22 protein-coding genes are annotated in these 14677 nt (G+C 71.0%); 8 read left to right on the plus strand and 14 right to left on the minus strand.

Annotated elements, in window-relative coordinates; translation table 11 throughout:
* Positions 1-572: 572 nt before the first annotated feature.
* A complete protein-coding gene (locus tag FHG89_RS17730) occupies positions 573-836 on the minus strand; it encodes a sigma factor (protein WP_244295577.1) in 264 nt (87 codons plus the stop codon).
* 140 nt (positions 837-976) lie between these two features.
* Here FHG89_RS17730 and FHG89_RS17735 point away from each other — a divergent pair, with 140 nt between their 5' ends.
* The gene (locus FHG89_RS17735) at positions 977-1483 is read left to right on the plus strand and encodes a hypothetical protein (RefSeq protein WP_244295579.1); all 507 of its coding nucleotides are present in this window, start codon (positions 977-979) and stop codon (positions 1481-1483) included.
* Between the two features lie 60 nt (positions 1484-1543).
* Entirely contained in the window at positions 1544-2278 is a 735-nt protein-coding gene (locus FHG89_RS17740; protein WP_139585501.1) for a Type 1 glutamine amidotransferase-like domain-containing protein, read from the plus strand.
* Between the two features lie 7 nt (positions 2279-2285).
* Here the strand turns inward: FHG89_RS17740 and FHG89_RS17745 are convergent, their stop codons facing one another.
* The 6 genes from FHG89_RS17745 to FHG89_RS17770 are packed head-to-tail and all read right to left on the minus strand — an operon-like array spanning position 2286 to position 5024.
* Positions 2286-2633: a hypothetical protein gene (locus tag FHG89_RS17745; protein WP_139585502.1), complete on the minus strand. Its 348-nt coding sequence runs from the start codon at positions 2631-2633 to the stop codon at positions 2286-2288.
* Between the two features lie 29 nt (positions 2634-2662).
* The gene (locus tag FHG89_RS17750; protein WP_139585503.1) at positions 2663-3217 is read right to left on the minus strand and encodes a nucleotidyltransferase domain-containing protein; all 555 of its coding nucleotides are present in this window, start codon (positions 3215-3217) and stop codon (positions 2663-2665) included.
* Positions 3214-3783 (minus strand): exonuclease, encoded by a 570-nt coding sequence (locus FHG89_RS17755; RefSeq protein ID WP_139585504.1) that lies wholly within the window; start codon positions 3781-3783, stop codon positions 3214-3216. The genes FHG89_RS17750 and FHG89_RS17755 overlap by 4 nt, the downstream gene beginning before the upstream one ends.
* The gene (locus FHG89_RS17760; protein WP_139585505.1) at positions 3780-4271 is read right to left on the minus strand and encodes a WXG100-like domain-containing protein; all 492 of its coding nucleotides are present in this window, start codon (positions 4269-4271) and stop codon (positions 3780-3782) included. The genes FHG89_RS17755 and FHG89_RS17760 overlap by 4 nt, the downstream gene beginning before the upstream one ends.
* 8 nt (positions 4272-4279) lie before the next feature.
* Complete coding sequence (locus FHG89_RS17765; RefSeq protein ID WP_139585506.1) at positions 4280-4597, minus strand: hypothetical protein; 318 nt, start codon at positions 4595-4597, stop codon at positions 4280-4282.
* 4 nt (positions 4598-4601) lie between these two features.
* Positions 4602-5024 carry a YbaB/EbfC family nucleoid-associated protein gene (locus FHG89_RS17770; RefSeq protein ID WP_139585507.1) on the minus strand — a complete coding sequence of 141 codons (423 nt, stop codon included), beginning with the start codon at positions 5022-5024 and terminating at the stop codon, positions 4602-4604.
* Positions 5025-5176: 152 nt separating this feature from the next.
* On the opposite strand from FHG89_RS17770, the gene ychF reads away from it, so the two are divergent.
* Together ychF and FHG89_RS17780 are read left to right on the plus strand one after the other, a co-directional pair.
* Positions 5177-6262, plus strand: coding sequence for a redox-regulated ATPase YchF (gene ychF, locus FHG89_RS17775; RefSeq protein ID WP_139585508.1), 1086 nt, complete (start codon positions 5177-5179; stop codon positions 6260-6262).
* A 42-nt stretch (positions 6263-6304) separates the two neighbouring features.
* Complete coding sequence (locus FHG89_RS17780) at positions 6305-7078, plus strand: class I SAM-dependent methyltransferase (RefSeq protein WP_139585509.1); 774 nt, start codon at positions 6305-6307, stop codon at positions 7076-7078.
* Positions 7079-7081: 3 nt separating this feature from the next.
* Here the strand turns inward: FHG89_RS17780 and FHG89_RS17785 are convergent, their stop codons facing one another.
* Both FHG89_RS17785 and FHG89_RS17790 read right to left on the minus strand, forming a co-directional pair.
* Positions 7082-8317: a PP2C family protein-serine/threonine phosphatase gene (locus tag FHG89_RS17785; RefSeq protein ID WP_139585510.1), complete on the minus strand. Its 1236-nt coding sequence runs from the start codon at positions 8315-8317 to the stop codon at positions 7082-7084.
* Between the two features lie 67 nt (positions 8318-8384).
* Positions 8385-8759, minus strand: a complete 375-nt coding sequence (locus tag FHG89_RS17790) for a VOC family protein (protein ID WP_139585511.1) — start codon at positions 8757-8759, stop codon at positions 8385-8387.
* A gap of 115 nt (positions 8760-8874) precedes the next feature.
* Here FHG89_RS17790 and FHG89_RS17795 point away from each other — a divergent pair, with 115 nt between their 5' ends.
* Genes FHG89_RS17795 through FHG89_RS17805 form a run of 3 tightly spaced genes read left to right on the plus strand, consistent with a single transcriptional unit; the run spans position 8875 to position 10126 of the window.
* Positions 8875-9333 carry an SRPBCC family protein gene (locus FHG89_RS17795; protein WP_139585512.1) on the plus strand — a complete coding sequence of 153 codons (459 nt, stop codon included), beginning with the start codon at positions 8875-8877 and terminating at the stop codon, positions 9331-9333.
* On the plus strand, positions 9330-9680 hold the full coding sequence (locus tag FHG89_RS17800) for an ArsR/SmtB family transcription factor (protein ID WP_139585513.1): 351 nt from the start codon (positions 9330-9332) through the stop codon (positions 9678-9680). Before FHG89_RS17795 ends, FHG89_RS17800 begins: the two co-directional genes overlap by 4 nt.
* Before the next feature lie 2 nt (positions 9681-9682).
* A complete protein-coding gene (locus tag FHG89_RS17805) occupies positions 9683-10126 on the plus strand; it encodes an SRPBCC family protein (protein WP_139585514.1) in 444 nt (147 codons plus the stop codon).
* Here FHG89_RS17805 and FHG89_RS17810 read toward each other — a convergent pair.
* The 5 genes from FHG89_RS17810 to FHG89_RS17830 all read right to left on the minus strand — a co-directional run bounded on the left by FHG89_RS17810 (position 10110) and on the right by FHG89_RS17830 (position 14105).
* Entirely contained in the window at positions 10110-11390 is a 1281-nt protein-coding gene (locus tag FHG89_RS17810; RefSeq protein ID WP_139585515.1) for an MFS transporter, read from the minus strand. The two genes, FHG89_RS17805 and FHG89_RS17810, sit on opposite strands and share 17 nt — an antisense overlap.
* A gap of 137 nt (positions 11391-11527) precedes the next feature.
* The gene (locus FHG89_RS17815; protein WP_139585516.1) at positions 11528-12256 is read right to left on the minus strand and encodes a class I SAM-dependent methyltransferase; all 729 of its coding nucleotides are present in this window, start codon (positions 12254-12256) and stop codon (positions 11528-11530) included.
* 228 nt (positions 12257-12484) lie between these two features.
* Positions 12485-12847: a PH domain-containing protein gene (locus FHG89_RS17820; protein ID WP_139585517.1), complete on the minus strand. Its 363-nt coding sequence runs from the start codon at positions 12845-12847 to the stop codon at positions 12485-12487.
* A gap of 10 nt (positions 12848-12857) precedes the next feature.
* Positions 12858-13583: a class I SAM-dependent methyltransferase gene (locus FHG89_RS17825; RefSeq protein ID WP_139585518.1), complete on the minus strand. Its 726-nt coding sequence runs from the start codon at positions 13581-13583 to the stop codon at positions 12858-12860.
* Positions 13584-13796: 213 nt separating this feature from the next.
* Positions 13797-14105: a 4a-hydroxytetrahydrobiopterin dehydratase gene (locus FHG89_RS17830; RefSeq protein WP_139585519.1), complete on the minus strand. Its 309-nt coding sequence runs from the start codon at positions 14103-14105 to the stop codon at positions 13797-13799.
* 183 nt (positions 14106-14288) lie between these two features.
* Between FHG89_RS17830 and FHG89_RS17835 the strand changes: the two genes are divergently transcribed.
* A partial coding sequence (locus tag FHG89_RS17835; protein ID WP_139585520.1) for a (deoxy)nucleoside triphosphate pyrophosphohydrolase occupies positions 14289-14677 on the plus strand: 389 nt, incomplete at its 3' end.

Below are 14677 nucleotides of genomic sequence, written 5' to 3' on the forward strand. Positions count from 1 at the left end.
GGCCCAAGAGTGGGGCGGTGGCGACGGCGTTGGCAAACCTCGAGTCGGCCACCAACCATTGGTAAGTGGTCAATGAGCGCGGGGTGGTGACAAGTGCCCGGTCATGGTGACCGGAATCTCCGCCGACGTGGGCGTTCGGGCCGGTCCGACCGAGGCGTGGGGATCACCTCGGTCGGACCGGATCCGATCACCTCGCGGGGCTGGGCACCCTGGTCGGCCCGGACGGGGTCGGCGTGATCGTCGGGGAGCCCGGCCGCCCCGGAACGCCCGGCGCACCCGGGACGGCGGTCGGCCCCTGCTCGTCCGGCCTACCCGGCACACCCGGGGGCCGGGCTTGTCCGGCCTGCCCGGCACGCCGGGGTCTCCCGGCTCGTCGGAGGTGGCCGGCGACGGCACCGGACCCGGTGGGCCGGGCCGGCTCGGCACGCCGGGCGGCGCCCCGGACGGGTCGGGTACGGTCGCCGGGCTGGCAGGGATCGGCGCGGCGGGCCCAGGCCCGTCCGAACTGCTCGCGGCCAGGGCGATCGGAGCCGCGATCAGGATCGCCGCGAGAGCGCCCACCGCCCCCATCGTCACCGTGGCGCGGCGTCTGTTGCGGACCCGCCGTGAAGTCGCCGCCACCAGCTGATCTGCTCGCGGTACATCACGACGCGGAGATACCCCTCGGGATCGGCGTGCCGGATGGTCTCCCACTTCGGGATGGTTCGCGCCAACGCCGACTGGAACAGGTCCTCGGCGGCATTGCGGTCCCCGGTCAGCAGGTACGCGACCCGCATCAGCGCCGGTGTCCGGCTGCCGACGAACTCGGCCAGCCGAGCGCGTTCGTCCTCGTCCACCCACCACCCCCGTTTCGTTGTCACCCATACAGACGCCCCAGGTCATCGTCGCTATCCGCGATCCGGGGTGTTTTTCCGGCCCTGAAGTGTCGGTCGTGACGGGTACCGTCCGGCCACCAACTCAAGAAGGGGTGCGGGACATGACGAGCGTGGCGGGTTGGGCGGCGGCGTCGACACCGGGCGCGTTCCCGCCGCTGCCCCGCGCGGTGGCGCAGTCCTTCTACCGCCGGATGCGGGCCGTCGCGCCGGCCGCCGTCGGTGCCATCGAACGGGACCGGGTAGCCGACCCCGAGCAGGTCTTCGCCGACACCGCCTGTGGCCGGTTGGTCGGCTCACTCGACGACGCGGGCGTGCGCGCACTCGGGATGTGGACCCACCACTGGTGCATGCGTTTCTACGACGACGACACCCGCGTCGGTCGGCGGTTGGTGCGCGAGATCGCCGCGCGGGCCGGGTTGGGCTGGACGGCCGACGAGGTGCGCTGGATGCTGCGCGAGTCGTTCTCGGCCGGCCCGGCCGCCGCCGACCGGTTCACCCTGCCCCGTGCCGCCGTGGCGCAACTGCCCCCGGCCGACCGGCCGCCCGCGGACCACTGGCCCGAGGTCGAGGTGCCCCGCCAGCGCAGCGGCCGGCACGCGGGCGGGTGACCGGCCGCCTCGTGGCTGCGGCAGGATGAGGCGGTACCACCCCGACGGAAGGACGCCCCGATGCCCGCCAGCGAGCCGACCATCGTCGCCACCAGCATGGGCTTCTCCCGGGGCGACCGAGGGCCGTACGACATGCGTCCCAGCCCCGTCTTCGAGCTGGCCGCCGAGCTGGCCGAGGCCGGGCCGCAGCCGCGGATCTGCTACCTCGGGCAGGCCGTCGGCGACCAGCCCACATCGCTGACCGCCGTCTACGGCGCGTTCGCCGACACCCGGTTCCGGCTGTCGCACCTCGCCCTGTTCCCGATGCCGAACGTCGAGGACGTCCGTGCCCACCTGCTCGCCCAGGACGTCATCTGGGTGGGCGGTGGCAGCGTGGCCAACCTCGTCGCCCTCTGGCGGGTGCACGGGCTCGACGAGATCCTGCACGAGTGCTGGCAGGCCGGCGTGGTGCTGGCCGGGGTCTCCGCCGGGTCGATCTGCTGGTACGTGGGCGGCGCCACCGACAGCTTCGGCCCCCGCCTGCGCGGGTTCACCGAGGCGTTGGGCTGGCTGCCGTACGGCAACGGCGTGCACTACGACAGCGAGGCCCAGCGCCGACCGCTGATGCACGAGCTGGTCGGCGACGGCACGCTGCCCACCAGCCACTGCACCGACGACGGCGTCGGCCTGGTCTACCGGGGGACCCGGCTGGTCGAGGCGATCGCGGACCGCGAGGGCGTCTCGGCGTACGAGGTGAGCCGCAGCCCGGACGGCAGTGTGCGGGAGGCGGTCATCGCGCCCCGCCTGCTTGGTTGAGCGCCGGTCAGACCCGATCCTCGAACGCGGCGCACACGGTCGCCCGCACCTGCGGCCCCTCGATCGCCCGCAGCAGCTCCCGGGCGAGGGCGATCTGGTGCGCCTCGTCGACCGTCCTGTCCATCGGGGTCAGCTCCACCCGCCACCGGAAGTAGAGGTAGTCGTCCTCGTCGGTGGCGGCGAGCTGCGGGTTGGCGTCCTCGTTGGGGTTGATCTCCAGCAGGTTGCCCCGGACGTCCACCGAGTCCCGGCGGTAGGGCACCGCGTCGGGCAGCCGGGTGCGGATCAGGTCGAGCAGCTCCGCCGCCGTCAGCGGGCCGTCGACCATGATGAGGAACTGCAACGTCGTCTGCACGTCTGCCACCTTGCCAGATGCGGAACCGCTCAATCGAGCGGGAGGAACGGGCCGTTGTCGAACTTGCCGCCCCGACGCAGCACCGAGAACTGCACCTTGTGCGGCACGTGCGTGTCCATCAGTTCACGACGCAGGTGGGTGAAGTCGGTGCCCAGGTCGAAGCTGGCGAGCTGACCGTTCTCGTTGATCCGGCGCAGCATCGTCTTGCGCAGCCGGGTCCCGTCCGGCGCCCGGGCGAGGGAGCGTTCGGCCAGGTCGAAGAACGTCTTGTCGTCGACGATGAGCGCCACGTCGATGTCGGAGTCCGGGCGGGCGGTGCCCTTCACCCGGCTGCCGTGGGCCACCAGGTCCCCGTCGGGCAGCCCGGCCTGCCGTTGTGTCTGCCGGGCGCCCCGGGCGAACCGGGTCCACTGCCGTTCGGTGAAGCCCTGCGGGATCTGGCGGGCGGCCCGGGTGGTCGCCGTCTCGGCCGCCTCGCCCGCCACGTCGTCGGCCCGCCGCATCATGCTCCGGGCGGCCTGCGCCACGATGCCCCGGGCGGCAGTCGTGGCGCCGTCCGGCAGGTCCCGTCGACGGCCGGTCATCGCGGCCCGTCCGACCGCCGGCGGCGCAGCACGGCGTCGAAGACCTGCGCCAGCTCGGCGGCGTCCTCGCCGGCGTGGTGGGTGTGTGGCACGTCGTGCAGACCCAGCTCGTGCTTGATCTTGCCTTTGCGGGTCTGGACCCACTCGCTGCCGGTCAACCCCATCCAGTAGCTGCGCAGGTCCACGCCGGACCCGGTGGCGCCGAACGGGCTGTGGCCGACGAAACGCACGAAGTACCAGTGCACGAACATGCCGTCCCAGACGGCGGGCGCGGCGAGGAAGACCGGCCGACCGATCCGGCGGAGCCCGTTGACCCAGGCCGCCGCCGACGCCATCGCCTCGGGCGCGGTCGGCGCCTCGCGGAGCAGGCGGTCCCGGTCCAGACCTGACACGGCCAGCGCGGCCGGCACGAACTCGTCGGAGATGGGCCGCAACTCGGTGTAGAACGTCAGGTCCGGGCGCCCGGCCACGGCCATGCCCAGCGAGATCATGCTGTACGGCCCGGGGATCGGCCCGTCCGCCTCCACGTCGACGCCGATGTACAGCTCGGGCAGGGGAGAGGTCATCCCAGTACCACCCCGATGGCCTGGTCGATCAGCATGTTCAGGACGATGTCGGTGAGCTTCTTGAAGACGGGGATCTCCAGCAGCGAGGCGCCGAACGACGGCGCGGCCGTCGCGAGCGCCTGGATGATCTGCACCAGCAGGATGATCAGCTGGACGATCACGTTGATCTTCAGGGCGAGGACGATCAGCGCGCACACGAACAGCGTCGCCGCCACCATCTGCGCGCCGGTGCCACCGTCCCGGAGCACCGACATCGCCGAGCCGTCCGACTCCCAGCGCTGTTGGAACGCGGCCAGCGCGTCGCCCTGGTTGCCGTCCAGCACCCGCTGCGCGGCCGCCGTACCCTCCGCCGCCGCGTTGTTCAGCGACTCGGCCATCTCCATCCACATCTGGCCGAGCTCGAACATCTTCGTCTCGTCAGACTTGGGCCAGGTGTAGCCCAGCTCGTTCAGCAGGCCGGCGAGTTCGCCGGGCAGCATGATCCCCATCGACCCGCCTACCAGCTCATCGTCGTGAACTGGGTGTCGTTGTCCTGCTCGACCAGGTCGTACTGGTCGGCCATCAGGCTCAACCCGTCACCGAAGCCGCGCAGCCCGTCGACGACCGACCCGAGGCACTCCGCCGCGATCTCCTCGGCCACCTGGTACGACATGCCGATCAGGCCGCCCACGTCGTCGTCGCCGAAGATGTCGCCCATCGAGGCTGTCCGCGCGCGCAGCGCCTCCCACTGCGCGGCGAGCTGCTCGGCCACCGTCGACAGGTGGCCGCCGCCCTGCCGCAGCGCGGGCGGGTGCACCTGTAGGTCCTCGCGCATGCCATCACCTCGCTGCCTGCTGGATGCGCCGCACCGCGTCGGTGAGCGCATCGGTCATCGCCGCCATGCTGCGCACCGACTCGTTCTGCAACTCGTCGAGCTGCTGGCCCAGCGCCACCGGGTCCACCGCGGGCGCGTCCGCGGCCTCGCCGGCCGCAAGGCGCAGGTCGTCCAGCGCTGCGTTGACCGCCAGGGTGATCTGCTCGCCGAGCATCTCGGCGCCCATCCGCAGGGCCCGCGGGTCCACCGTCACCGACTCGACGCGTTGGCCGACCGCCACGACCTCGACCTGGCCGCCCGCCGCGGACCCGGTGCCCCGTGCCGGCTGGACGTCCAGGCCGTCGGGCACCTGCCCGGTCGAACGCATCGACGCCAGCGCCTGTCGCGTCTGCTGGAACAGCCGGTCGAATTCCGTCACCTGGTCCACAACGCCCCCTCACGCCGCACGCGACATCGAGAGGGTAGCAACGGGACGCCAGCGCCCGTACCCGCCGATGCGCGACCGAGGCCGGCGTCCGGCCCCGTGGAATCGGAGCCGCCTGGACCGGCCCGCTCGGCACCGGCGTAAGCTGGCCCGTCGTGAGTCTCACCATCGGCATCGTCGGCCTGCCCAACGTCGGCAAGAGCACGCTTTTCAACGCGTTGACCAAGAACGACGTGCTGGCGGCGAACTACCCGTTCGCCACCATCGAGCCCAACGTCGGCGTGGTCGGGCTGCCCGACGAGCGGCTGGGCAAGCTGGCCGAGATCTTCTCCTCGCAGAAGGTGCTGCCGGCCCCGGTGTCGTTCGTCGACATCGCCGGCCTGGTGCGTGGCGCGTCGAAGGGGCAGGGCCGGGGCAACGCCTTCCTGGCCAACATCCGCGACGCCTCCGCGATCTGCCAGGTCGTCCGGGCCTTCTCCGACCCGAACGTGGTGCACGTCGACGGCAAGATCTCCCCGGCCGACGACATCGAGACGATCAACACCGAGCTGATCCTCGCCGACCTGCAGACCCTGGACAAGGCGCTGCCGCGGTTGGAGAAGGAGGCCAAGCTCCGCAAGGACCGCCTCGTCGCGGTCGCCGCCGCGAAGGCCGCGATCGAGGTGCTCGACGGCGGCACCACCCTGTACTCCGGGGCCGCCACCGCGAAGATCGAGCTGGAGCACCTGCGCGAGCTGCACCTGCTCACCACCAAGCCCTTCCTGTACGTCTTCAACGTCGACGAGGCCGAACTGGCCAATGAGGCGTTCCTCGACGAGCTGCGCGCCCTGGTCGCCCCCGCCGAGGCCGTCTTCATGGACGCCAAGATCGAATCCGAGCTGGTGGACCTGCCCGAGGAGGAGGCCCGCGAGTTGCTGGAGTCGATCGGGCAGAACGAGCCCGGCCTCAACCAGCTCGTCCGGGTGGGCTTCCGCACGCTCGGCCTCCAGACGTACCTCACGGCCGGCCCCAAGGAGGCGCGCGCCTGGACCGTCCCGGTCGGCGCGACCGCGCCGGAGGCCGCGGGTGTCATCCACAGCGACTTCCAGCGCGGCTTCATCAAGGCCGAGGTGGTCTCCTACGACGACCTGGTCACGGCCGGGTCGATGGCGGCGGCCAAGGCGGCGGGCAAGGTCCGCATCGAGGGCAAGGAGTACGTCATGCAGGACGGCGACGTGGTGGAGTTCCGCTTCAACGTCTGACTCCCACCCGGTCGCACCGTGGCACGGCGCTAGGGTGGGCGCGTGGACGAACGGTTGCGGCTCAGCTCGTCGTTCGGCGCGTCGGCGACCGCGTACGCCGAGCACCGCCCGGACTACGCGCAGGCCGCGGTGCGGTGGGCGCTTGAGCCCGCGCCCGGTCCGCGGGTGCTCGACCTCGGGGCCGGCACCGGCAAGCTGTCCGCCACGCTTGTCGCGCTGGGTGCGGAGGTTGTCGCGGTCGAACCCGATCCGGCGATGCTCGCCGAGCTGCGCCACGCGCTGCCGGCCGTCCGTGCCCTGCCGGGTAGCGCGGAGGCGATCCCGTTGCCGGACGCGTCCGTCGACGCGGTGCTGGCCGGCAACGCGATGCACTGGTTCGACATGGCCGTCGCAGGGCCGGAAATCGCCCGGGTCCTCGCGCCCGGAGGCGTCCTGGCCGGGTTGTGGAACGTCCTGGACGACCGGATCGGCTGGATCGCCGACCTCGGACGGGTCAGCGGAAGCGCGGCCATCGGCCCCCGTGACACGGTGAGCAGTTGGCGCGCGGCGACGGCGGACATGCTGGTGCCGAGCGCCGGGCTGGTCGCCCGGTTCGGCTCTCCGACGCAGGTCGAGTTCCCGCACGGGCAGCTCCGTACCGCCGACTCCCTCGTCGCGACACTTGCGACGCGGGCAGGCCTGCTGGTCATGGCGGATCCGGACCGGGATGCCGTACTGGGCCGGATCCGCGATTTCCTCGGCAGCAGGCCCGAGACCGCCGACGGCGAGTTCACCCTGCCGATGCTGACCGCCGTGCTGCGTGGCCGGCGGCTGTGACGGTCATCGGCCCTGGTCGGTCGGGCCAGGGGCTGTTCGACGAATGACCAGCAGGGCGACGTCGTCGCTGGGGCTCTCGATGTCGAGGGCCGTCATCACGGTGGCGCAGACGGTGTCGGGAGAACCGAGGGGAACCGCGGACGTCAGACGGGCGAGACCGGTGTCGATCAACTCGCCACGGCGTTCGACGAGCCCGTCGGTGTAGCCGACGAGGACCGCGCCGGGCGGAAAGTCCACCGCTGTGCTGCGTCGCTGCGGCGTCCGGTAGCCAATGCCCAGCGGTGGGTCGACCTGCACGGCGAGCAGGCGGGCGGGCTGCGACGGCTCAACCAGCACGGGGCTCAGGTGCCCGGCCAGGGAGATGCGGATGGTCGTGCCGTCCGGGGAGATCATCGCGTACATCGCGGTGCTGAGGCTGCCGGTCTCGAAGTGATTGACCTTCCGGTCGAGGAGGGTCAGCGCCTCCGCCGGGTCGTCCGAGACCAGGGCGTACGCGCGCAGGGCGCTTCGGATCCGTCCCATCACCACCGCCGACTGCAACCCGTGACCCGACACGTCACCGACGACCACTCCCAGCCAGCCGGATGGGAGGGTGAAGACGTCGTACCAGTCGCCGCCGACGCCGGAGACGTGACCGGGAATGTATCGGGCGGCCATCTCCAGACTCGGCGCCTTGGGCAACTCGGTGGGGAGCAGACTTCGTTGCAGGGCCAGGGCGGCGTTCTGGTTCAGGCTGTGAGCCCGGGCCTGGCTGGCCACGCCGATCCGGTCGGCCACCAGTTCGAGCATCCGGGCGTCGTCCGTTGCGAACCGGCGCGGGATGAGGGTGCCGACGTGCAGTACGCCGATGAGTTCACCGCGCGTGAAGACCGGTACGCCGAGCAGCGACTTCACCCCGGTTCGCAGCAGGATTGGGTTGACCACCTCACGGACGGTGACGTGCTCGATGATCACTGGTTGGCGGGTGAGGGCGATCCGGCCGGCGAAGCCCTGGCCGATCGAGACCCGGAAGGCCTGCCGAACCTCCTCTTCCAATCCCTTGGCGGCGGTGGCCACGAGCTGTTGAGCGTGTACGTCGAGCAGCAGGATGGCGGCGGTGTCGACGTTCAGCAGTTCGCGGACCCGGTCGAGCAGCTCGTCGAAGAGATCGGCGACGTCGAGTCGGGACAGCGTCGAGTCGGTCACGGCCTCGATGCGGCGCAGCCGCTCGGCGTCCGTGGCACCGCTGGTCGCAACCACGTCAGGATCGTAGCTGCGTCGCCCGCTGTCGCCGGTCACACGTCCGTCAAGCTTGCCGCGCCTCGCACTACTGCTCGGCCCAGACGCCCAGCTCGTTGCCACTGGGGTCGGTGAGGTGGAAGCGCCGGCCACCGGGGAACTCGTACGGCCCGTTCACCACCTGGCCGCCGGCCTCCGTCACGGCCCGCACCGACCGGTCCAGGTCGGCCGAGTAGAGCAGCACCAGCGGGCCGCCCGCCCGGACCTCCTGGTCCAGACGGAGACCGCCCACCTCGGGCGCGGAGTCGCCGTGCGGGCTGCGAATGCCTGCGTAATCCGGCCCGTAGTCGTTGAACTCCCAGCCGAACGCGTCGGCGTAGAAGCGCTTGGCCTCGGCGAGGTCGGTCACCGTGAGTTCGACGTAGTCGATGGCGTGGTGCCGGTGCGGAGCTGGCTCAGACATGGTCAGCATTGTGAGCGCCGGGTCCGACAACATCGAGATGTGCAACGAAAGGTTGCGCGATGCGGTCGCGCTGTCGTAGGTTCAGTGCAACCAAAGGTTGCGAAAGGTTGTGGTCATGGAACAGGGAACCATCGAACGCGACATCCATGTCGACGCGTCCCCCGAGATCGTCTTCGAGGTGGTCAGCCGACCCGAGCACATGCGGGAGTGGTGGCCTGACGACGCGCGGTTCGAGCCGGTCGCGGGTGCGCCGGGCGAGCTGGTGTGGCGCGACGGCGACACCGGTGAGACGACGACGGTCGCGCTTGCCGTCGTCGAGGTCGACCCGCCGAAGCGGTTCTCCTTCCGGTGGTGCTTCACGGACGCGGACCGGAGTGGGCCGGCGCTGCTCGTCACCTTCGACCTCATCCCGAGCGGCGCGGGCACCCGGGTGCGGATGACCGAGACCGGGTTCCGCGAGATGGGCTGGGAGATCGCCGCCCTTGAGGAGCAGTACCGCGACCACGAGAACGGCTGGGACCACTACATGCCGAGGCTGGGCGCGTACGTCGCGCGGCTGGTCGCCACCGCATGAGCACGGCCGTCGACGATGAGCTGTGGTCGGCGATCGGCGACCCCACCCGGCGTACGATGATCGATCTCCTTCTCTCCGACGGGCCCGGCACCGCGACCTCGCTGAGCAGGCGGTTACCCGTCACCCGCCAGGCCGTCTCGAAGCATCTGGCCGTCCTGGACCGGGTCGGGCTCATCCACGCCGAGCCGGCCGGCCGTGAGCGTCACTACCAGGTCGACGAGGCGCAGCTCGCCCGCGCGGTCGCCCAGTTGTCGGCGGTCGGCGCCACCTGGGACGCCCGTCTGCGCCGGATCAAGCGGATCGCCGAGGCGATCGAACGCAGCCGCACCGACAGCGAAGGAGAATGACAGTGGTGGACATCCTGCACCGGGTCGGCGTCGTCGCTCCGCTCGACGACGTCTACCGAGCGGTGGCAACTCCCGAGGGCCTCGCCGGTTGGTGGACCACCGACACGGTGGGCAAGAGCGAGGTCGGCGGGCAGTTGGCTTTCCGATTCGGTGACCTCGGCGGCTTCGACATGGAGGTCCTGGAGCTGGACCCCGCCGGCCGGGTGCGGTGGCGGGTCGTCGACGGCCCTGAGGAATGGGTCGGCACCGACGTCGGCTGGCGTCTCGACCAGCGCGGGGAGTACACGATCGTCCAGTTCTCGCACGAGGGTTGGCGTGAGCCGGTGGAGTTCATGCACCACTGCAGCACCAAATGGGCCCTGTTCCTGATGAGCCTCAAGGAGCTGGTCGAGACCGGGCACGGCCGGCCGGCGCCGGACGACGTCCGCATCAGCGACTGGCACTGACCTCGGTGACGGCCGAATCGCCGGAGGGTCGCGCGCTCCGCCGCGCGAGCGCGAACCCTCCGGCGACCAGGCCGAGCGCCACGATCGCCGCCGCGCAGAGCAGCAACGTCGGGCGTGCGCCGAGGGCACCCACAAGTGGGCCGCCGAGCATGGTGCCCAGCGGCACCGCCAGCACGAGGACGGCACCGTTCGCGGCCAGCACCGTCGGGAGCTGCGCGGTGGACGCGCTGCGCTGGAACAGCGCCATCGACGTCGACATGTACGGCGCCCAGATGAGGCCCGCCAGGGCGAACGCCGGCAACGACACGCCGACGGGTGCGCCCAGCCCCAGGGGCAGCATCGCGACGCCGAACGCGACGACGATGCCGATGGTGGTGGCGCGCAGCGGCCAGCGGCGAAGGTACCCGGCGACGAGACCTCCGGCGAGACCGCCGATGCCGAACGCGGTGTAGTAGGCGCCGAGCAGTGTCGCGGAGGCGTGCAGGTCGTCGGTGATGAGGATCGGCATGGCCACGTACACCGGTCCGAAGAGGAAGAAGAACCACAGACTCAGCACCAGGAGACCCAGCAGGGCCGGATTGCGGCGGATGACGGCGAAGCCTGCGGTACGCGAGGCGCCGCGCTCGTACCCGTCGACGCTGCCGGCGGGAGGCAGGGCGAGGCGGTACGTCAGTGCCAGCACGGCGAAGGTCGCGGCGTCGATGGCGATGACCCACACCGCCCCGACCCAGCCGATCAGGATGCCCGCCAGTGGCGGACCGACGATGGTGGCGAACCCTCCGATGGTGCCGAGCACCGCGTTGGCCGGCAGGTGATGGCTCTGCGGCAGTAGTTCGGCGATCAGGGTGAAACGTCCGGCGGACCCCCACGAGTGCAGCAGCGCGGACGCGGCCAGCAGGACGACGTACAGCTCGATGCTGAGCACGCCGGCGAGGTGGGCGAGGGGAATCGCCGCGAGGGAGCAGGCCCGCAGGATCGCATCCCACCCGGCGAGTTGGGCACCGCCGCGTCCGCGCAGCAGCCGGCCGAAGATGACCGTCCCGGCCGCGCTGGGCAGGGTGTACGCCGCCATGGCCAGCGCGATCCAGGTGCCGCGCTGACCGGACGGCGCGAGTTCGATGGCGAGCCAGGTCACCGCGACCACCGCCATGCCGTCGCCCAGTGCGGACACCGCCAACCCGGGCAGGACCCGCCGCAGCAGTGGATGGCTCAGCACCGGCCAGTACGGCGAGGTGCGTGGGAAGCGGACCGGGTTCGACGACATGCTGCCAGCAGACCGCTCGCCCGCCCTACGGATCAACAAAAACTGCCGACAGCAGAATCAGCCCAGGGCGGAACGCCTGGTTGCGACGGAGATCGACTCCGGTTCCGGTGGCCGGAACCGGAGTCGATCGACCGCCGCTAAGCCCTCCGGTACACGGAGATGTGCGCCGGGCTGTCGGCCTGGAACGGCCGTCGGTGCCAGTCGGCGTACCGCTCGGTGAGCCGGAGCCCGGCCCGCTCCGCCATCTCGTCGATCTGGTGCGGCCAGGCGTACCGCATGGCGAACGGCTTCAGGTGGACACCCGCGCTGTCGAAGGTGATCGTCTGCCTGATGAACCGCTGCGCCGGCCGGTCGTACCGATGCAGTCGGATCGTCGCGGAGTCCTCCGTGACGGCCCGCACCTGGACCTGCTCGTCCGAGTCGAAGCTACGCGGGTCCGGCACGAACGTCTCGATGACGAACGCTCCACCCGGCGACAGCACCCGCGCGACGTTGCGGAAACAGTCCGCCTGCCGCTCGGCGTCCACCAGGTTGAACAGCGTGTTGAAGACCAGGTAGGCGAGGCGGAACTCACCCTTGACCGGTACGTCCGCCATGTCGCCGACGACCACCGGGATCTGGTCGCCACCCGGTTTCGCCCGCATCTGCGCGATCATCTCCTCGGACGCCTCCACGCCGTGCACGGTGAGACCGCGTTCGGCCAGGGGCAACGCGACACGGCCGGTGCCGATCGCCAGTTCGAGGGCGGGACCGCCGTCGGCCAGGTCGGCCAGGAAGTCCACAGCGGAGGCCGGGTCGGGGTTGCCGCGGTCGTAGTCGGCCGCCCACAGCCGGCCGAAGAGGCCCGGATCGTCGAAGACCGACATCAGCGGCCTCCGAGGTTGGTGTCAGTGGCGCGTCGCAGCGCCGTGGTCAGGAGAGCAGGTCTGCTCACGAAGTCTCGATTCCTCAGGTCGGATGACGGTGGGTTCGGGGGACTTCGTCGTGTCGGGCATGGCGGCTGCTCCCTTCGCGCGGCTGTCGACCGAGGACACCAGAGACGGCCGGGGCCCGGCAAGGCAATTACGCCGGCCGGGCCCACAGCGGTCGTACGGTCAGGAGATGTGGTGCAGGATCACGTTGTGCACGTGGTGGCTCTTCTGCGCACCACGGAACTCCACCTCGTAGGTGTGCGTGCCGACGTGGATGGCGATGGCGCCGGTGGAGAAGAACGAGCCTCCCCACGACTTGTTGCTGACCACGCTCACGCTGGTGATCTTCGAGTACGGGATGCTGGTGATCGCGAAGCGCTTCCCGACGAACGAGCGGTCCTGGATGATCACGCGCCGGTCGGTCAGACCGATGAACCCGGTGCCGGTGCCCACGGCGTCGTAGACGGCGATGATCTGCTCACCGTCGAGCAGGCCGCTCTGGATCTGCTGGACCTGCTCCTTGCGGTCGTACGCGATGTTCGCCATGGGAACCAGGTTAGGAAACCGGCGCCAACCGGCCCGTGCGGGCGAGAACGGCGAACTCGCCGTCGCCCTGGCCGACGGGCTCGCGGTGCCAGCCACCGTGGATGTGGGTCACCGTGAAACCAGCTCTGCACAGGGAGTCGCGAAGCTGCGCCTCCGTGCGGAAACGCAGAGCCGCCGAGCTTCGCAGCTCGGTGCCGTCGGCGAAGTGGTAGTGGTGGATGAAGTCGACCACCCCGTCGCGTACCCCGGTGACCTCGGTCCACGCGCGGACCTGGCCGCCGTCGCGCAGCGTGATGCGGCGCTGCGAGTCCACCGGATTCCACCGCTCCCAGCGGCGGTCCGCCGGGTCACGGGCGTCGAACACCAGCCGGCCGCCGGGCACGAGCGCCCGGTGCAGGTCAGCGAGGGTACGCGCCCACTCCGCGTCCTCGACGAAGAACTGCGCCACGTGGCTGGTCAGCACCGCCACGTCGAACGTCCGGTCCGGCAGCAGCGCCGCGGTCCCCTCGATCCAGGTCACCCGTTCACCGCCCGGCCGGGCGCGGGCGACGGCGAGGGACGCCCCTGCGGGGTCGACGCCGGTGACGGTGTGCCCGGACGCGGCGAGGGCGACGGTCAGCCGGCCGGTGCCGCAGCCGAGGTCGAGGACCCGGACAGCCGTCGTCTCGTCGACGACCGCCTGGAAGAAGTCGTCGTCCGGCCCCCACGGGCACTCCGCGTCGTAGACCTGGACCAGCCGGGGATGCTGGACTCGCCGTGCCTCATCGGGGGTTCGCGTCGGTCGCGGCGCGGACGAACTCGCGTACCCGGGTGGTGGTGTTGGTGGGCAGCCAGACCGGCAGGCCGTTCACTGGCTGGCCCCGCGCGGCAGCTGCGCTGGAGGAGGTGTGAGCACGGTGCGCGTGACCGGCTTGGCACAGGATTGGCACCCCAAGCGCCTTTCGGCTGCTCAAGACTCGGTGACCGCCCGGTACGCGTCCTCGATGCGGGCGGCCAGCAGGACCTCGCCCTCGGTCAGCGGCTCCCCGTTGCCGTGCCCGACGCGGATCTGGGTGCTGTCGGACCGTCGGCTGATCTCCGGGCGCAGGTGCAGTGCGTCGGCGACCACCTTCACGCGTTCGGTAAGCGCCGCGTGTTGGGTATCGTCGATCACGAGAGTCCGGCGGATCTGCTCGCCTTCCCGCGTCCAACCAGATAGCAAGGTCAACGCGTCGGAAAGGTAGTCGTGCTTGGATCGGCTGTTGAACAGCACACGCATCACCGCACCCCCCAAGCGTCGTTGCCGGCTTGTGGCCAAATCGTCGCCATCCCGTGCCTTGTCGGTGCCCTCTAGTCTGTCGTCGCTCGGAAGGGGTGTCCACGCCCACACTTCCGGGTTCTCCTGGCCTAGCGGCCGGTTACGGTACCCAAACCGCCGATTGATCTGGCACCCTGGACGCCCGTGCGGACCGAACGGGCGAATGGCGGCGGGCAGACCGAACGACGGGACCTGAAGGTGATCGTGGGAGCGGCGATCATCCGGGACGGGCGGGTGCTCGCCTGTGCGCGTTCCGCCCCACCCGAGGTGGCGGGCATGTGGGAGTTCCCCGGCGGGAAGGTCGAGCGGGGGGAGGCCGAGACCGACGCGCTGATCCGCGAATGCGCCGAGGAGTTGGCCGTACGCGTCGAGATCGGCGACCGGGTCGGCCGCAACGTGCGGATGGCCCACGGGCGTTCGGTGCTGAAGGTGTACGCGGCCCGCCTGGTCGGTGGTGAAGAGCCGCAGGCCCTGGAGCACGAGGCCCTCCGCTGGCTCACCGCGGACGAGCTGGACTCGGTCACCTGGCTCCC

It is taken from the genome of Micromonospora orduensis, assembly GCF_006228125.1.
Classification (GTDB): domain Bacteria; phylum Actinomycetota; class Actinomycetes; order Mycobacteriales; family Micromonosporaceae; genus Micromonospora; species Micromonospora orduensis.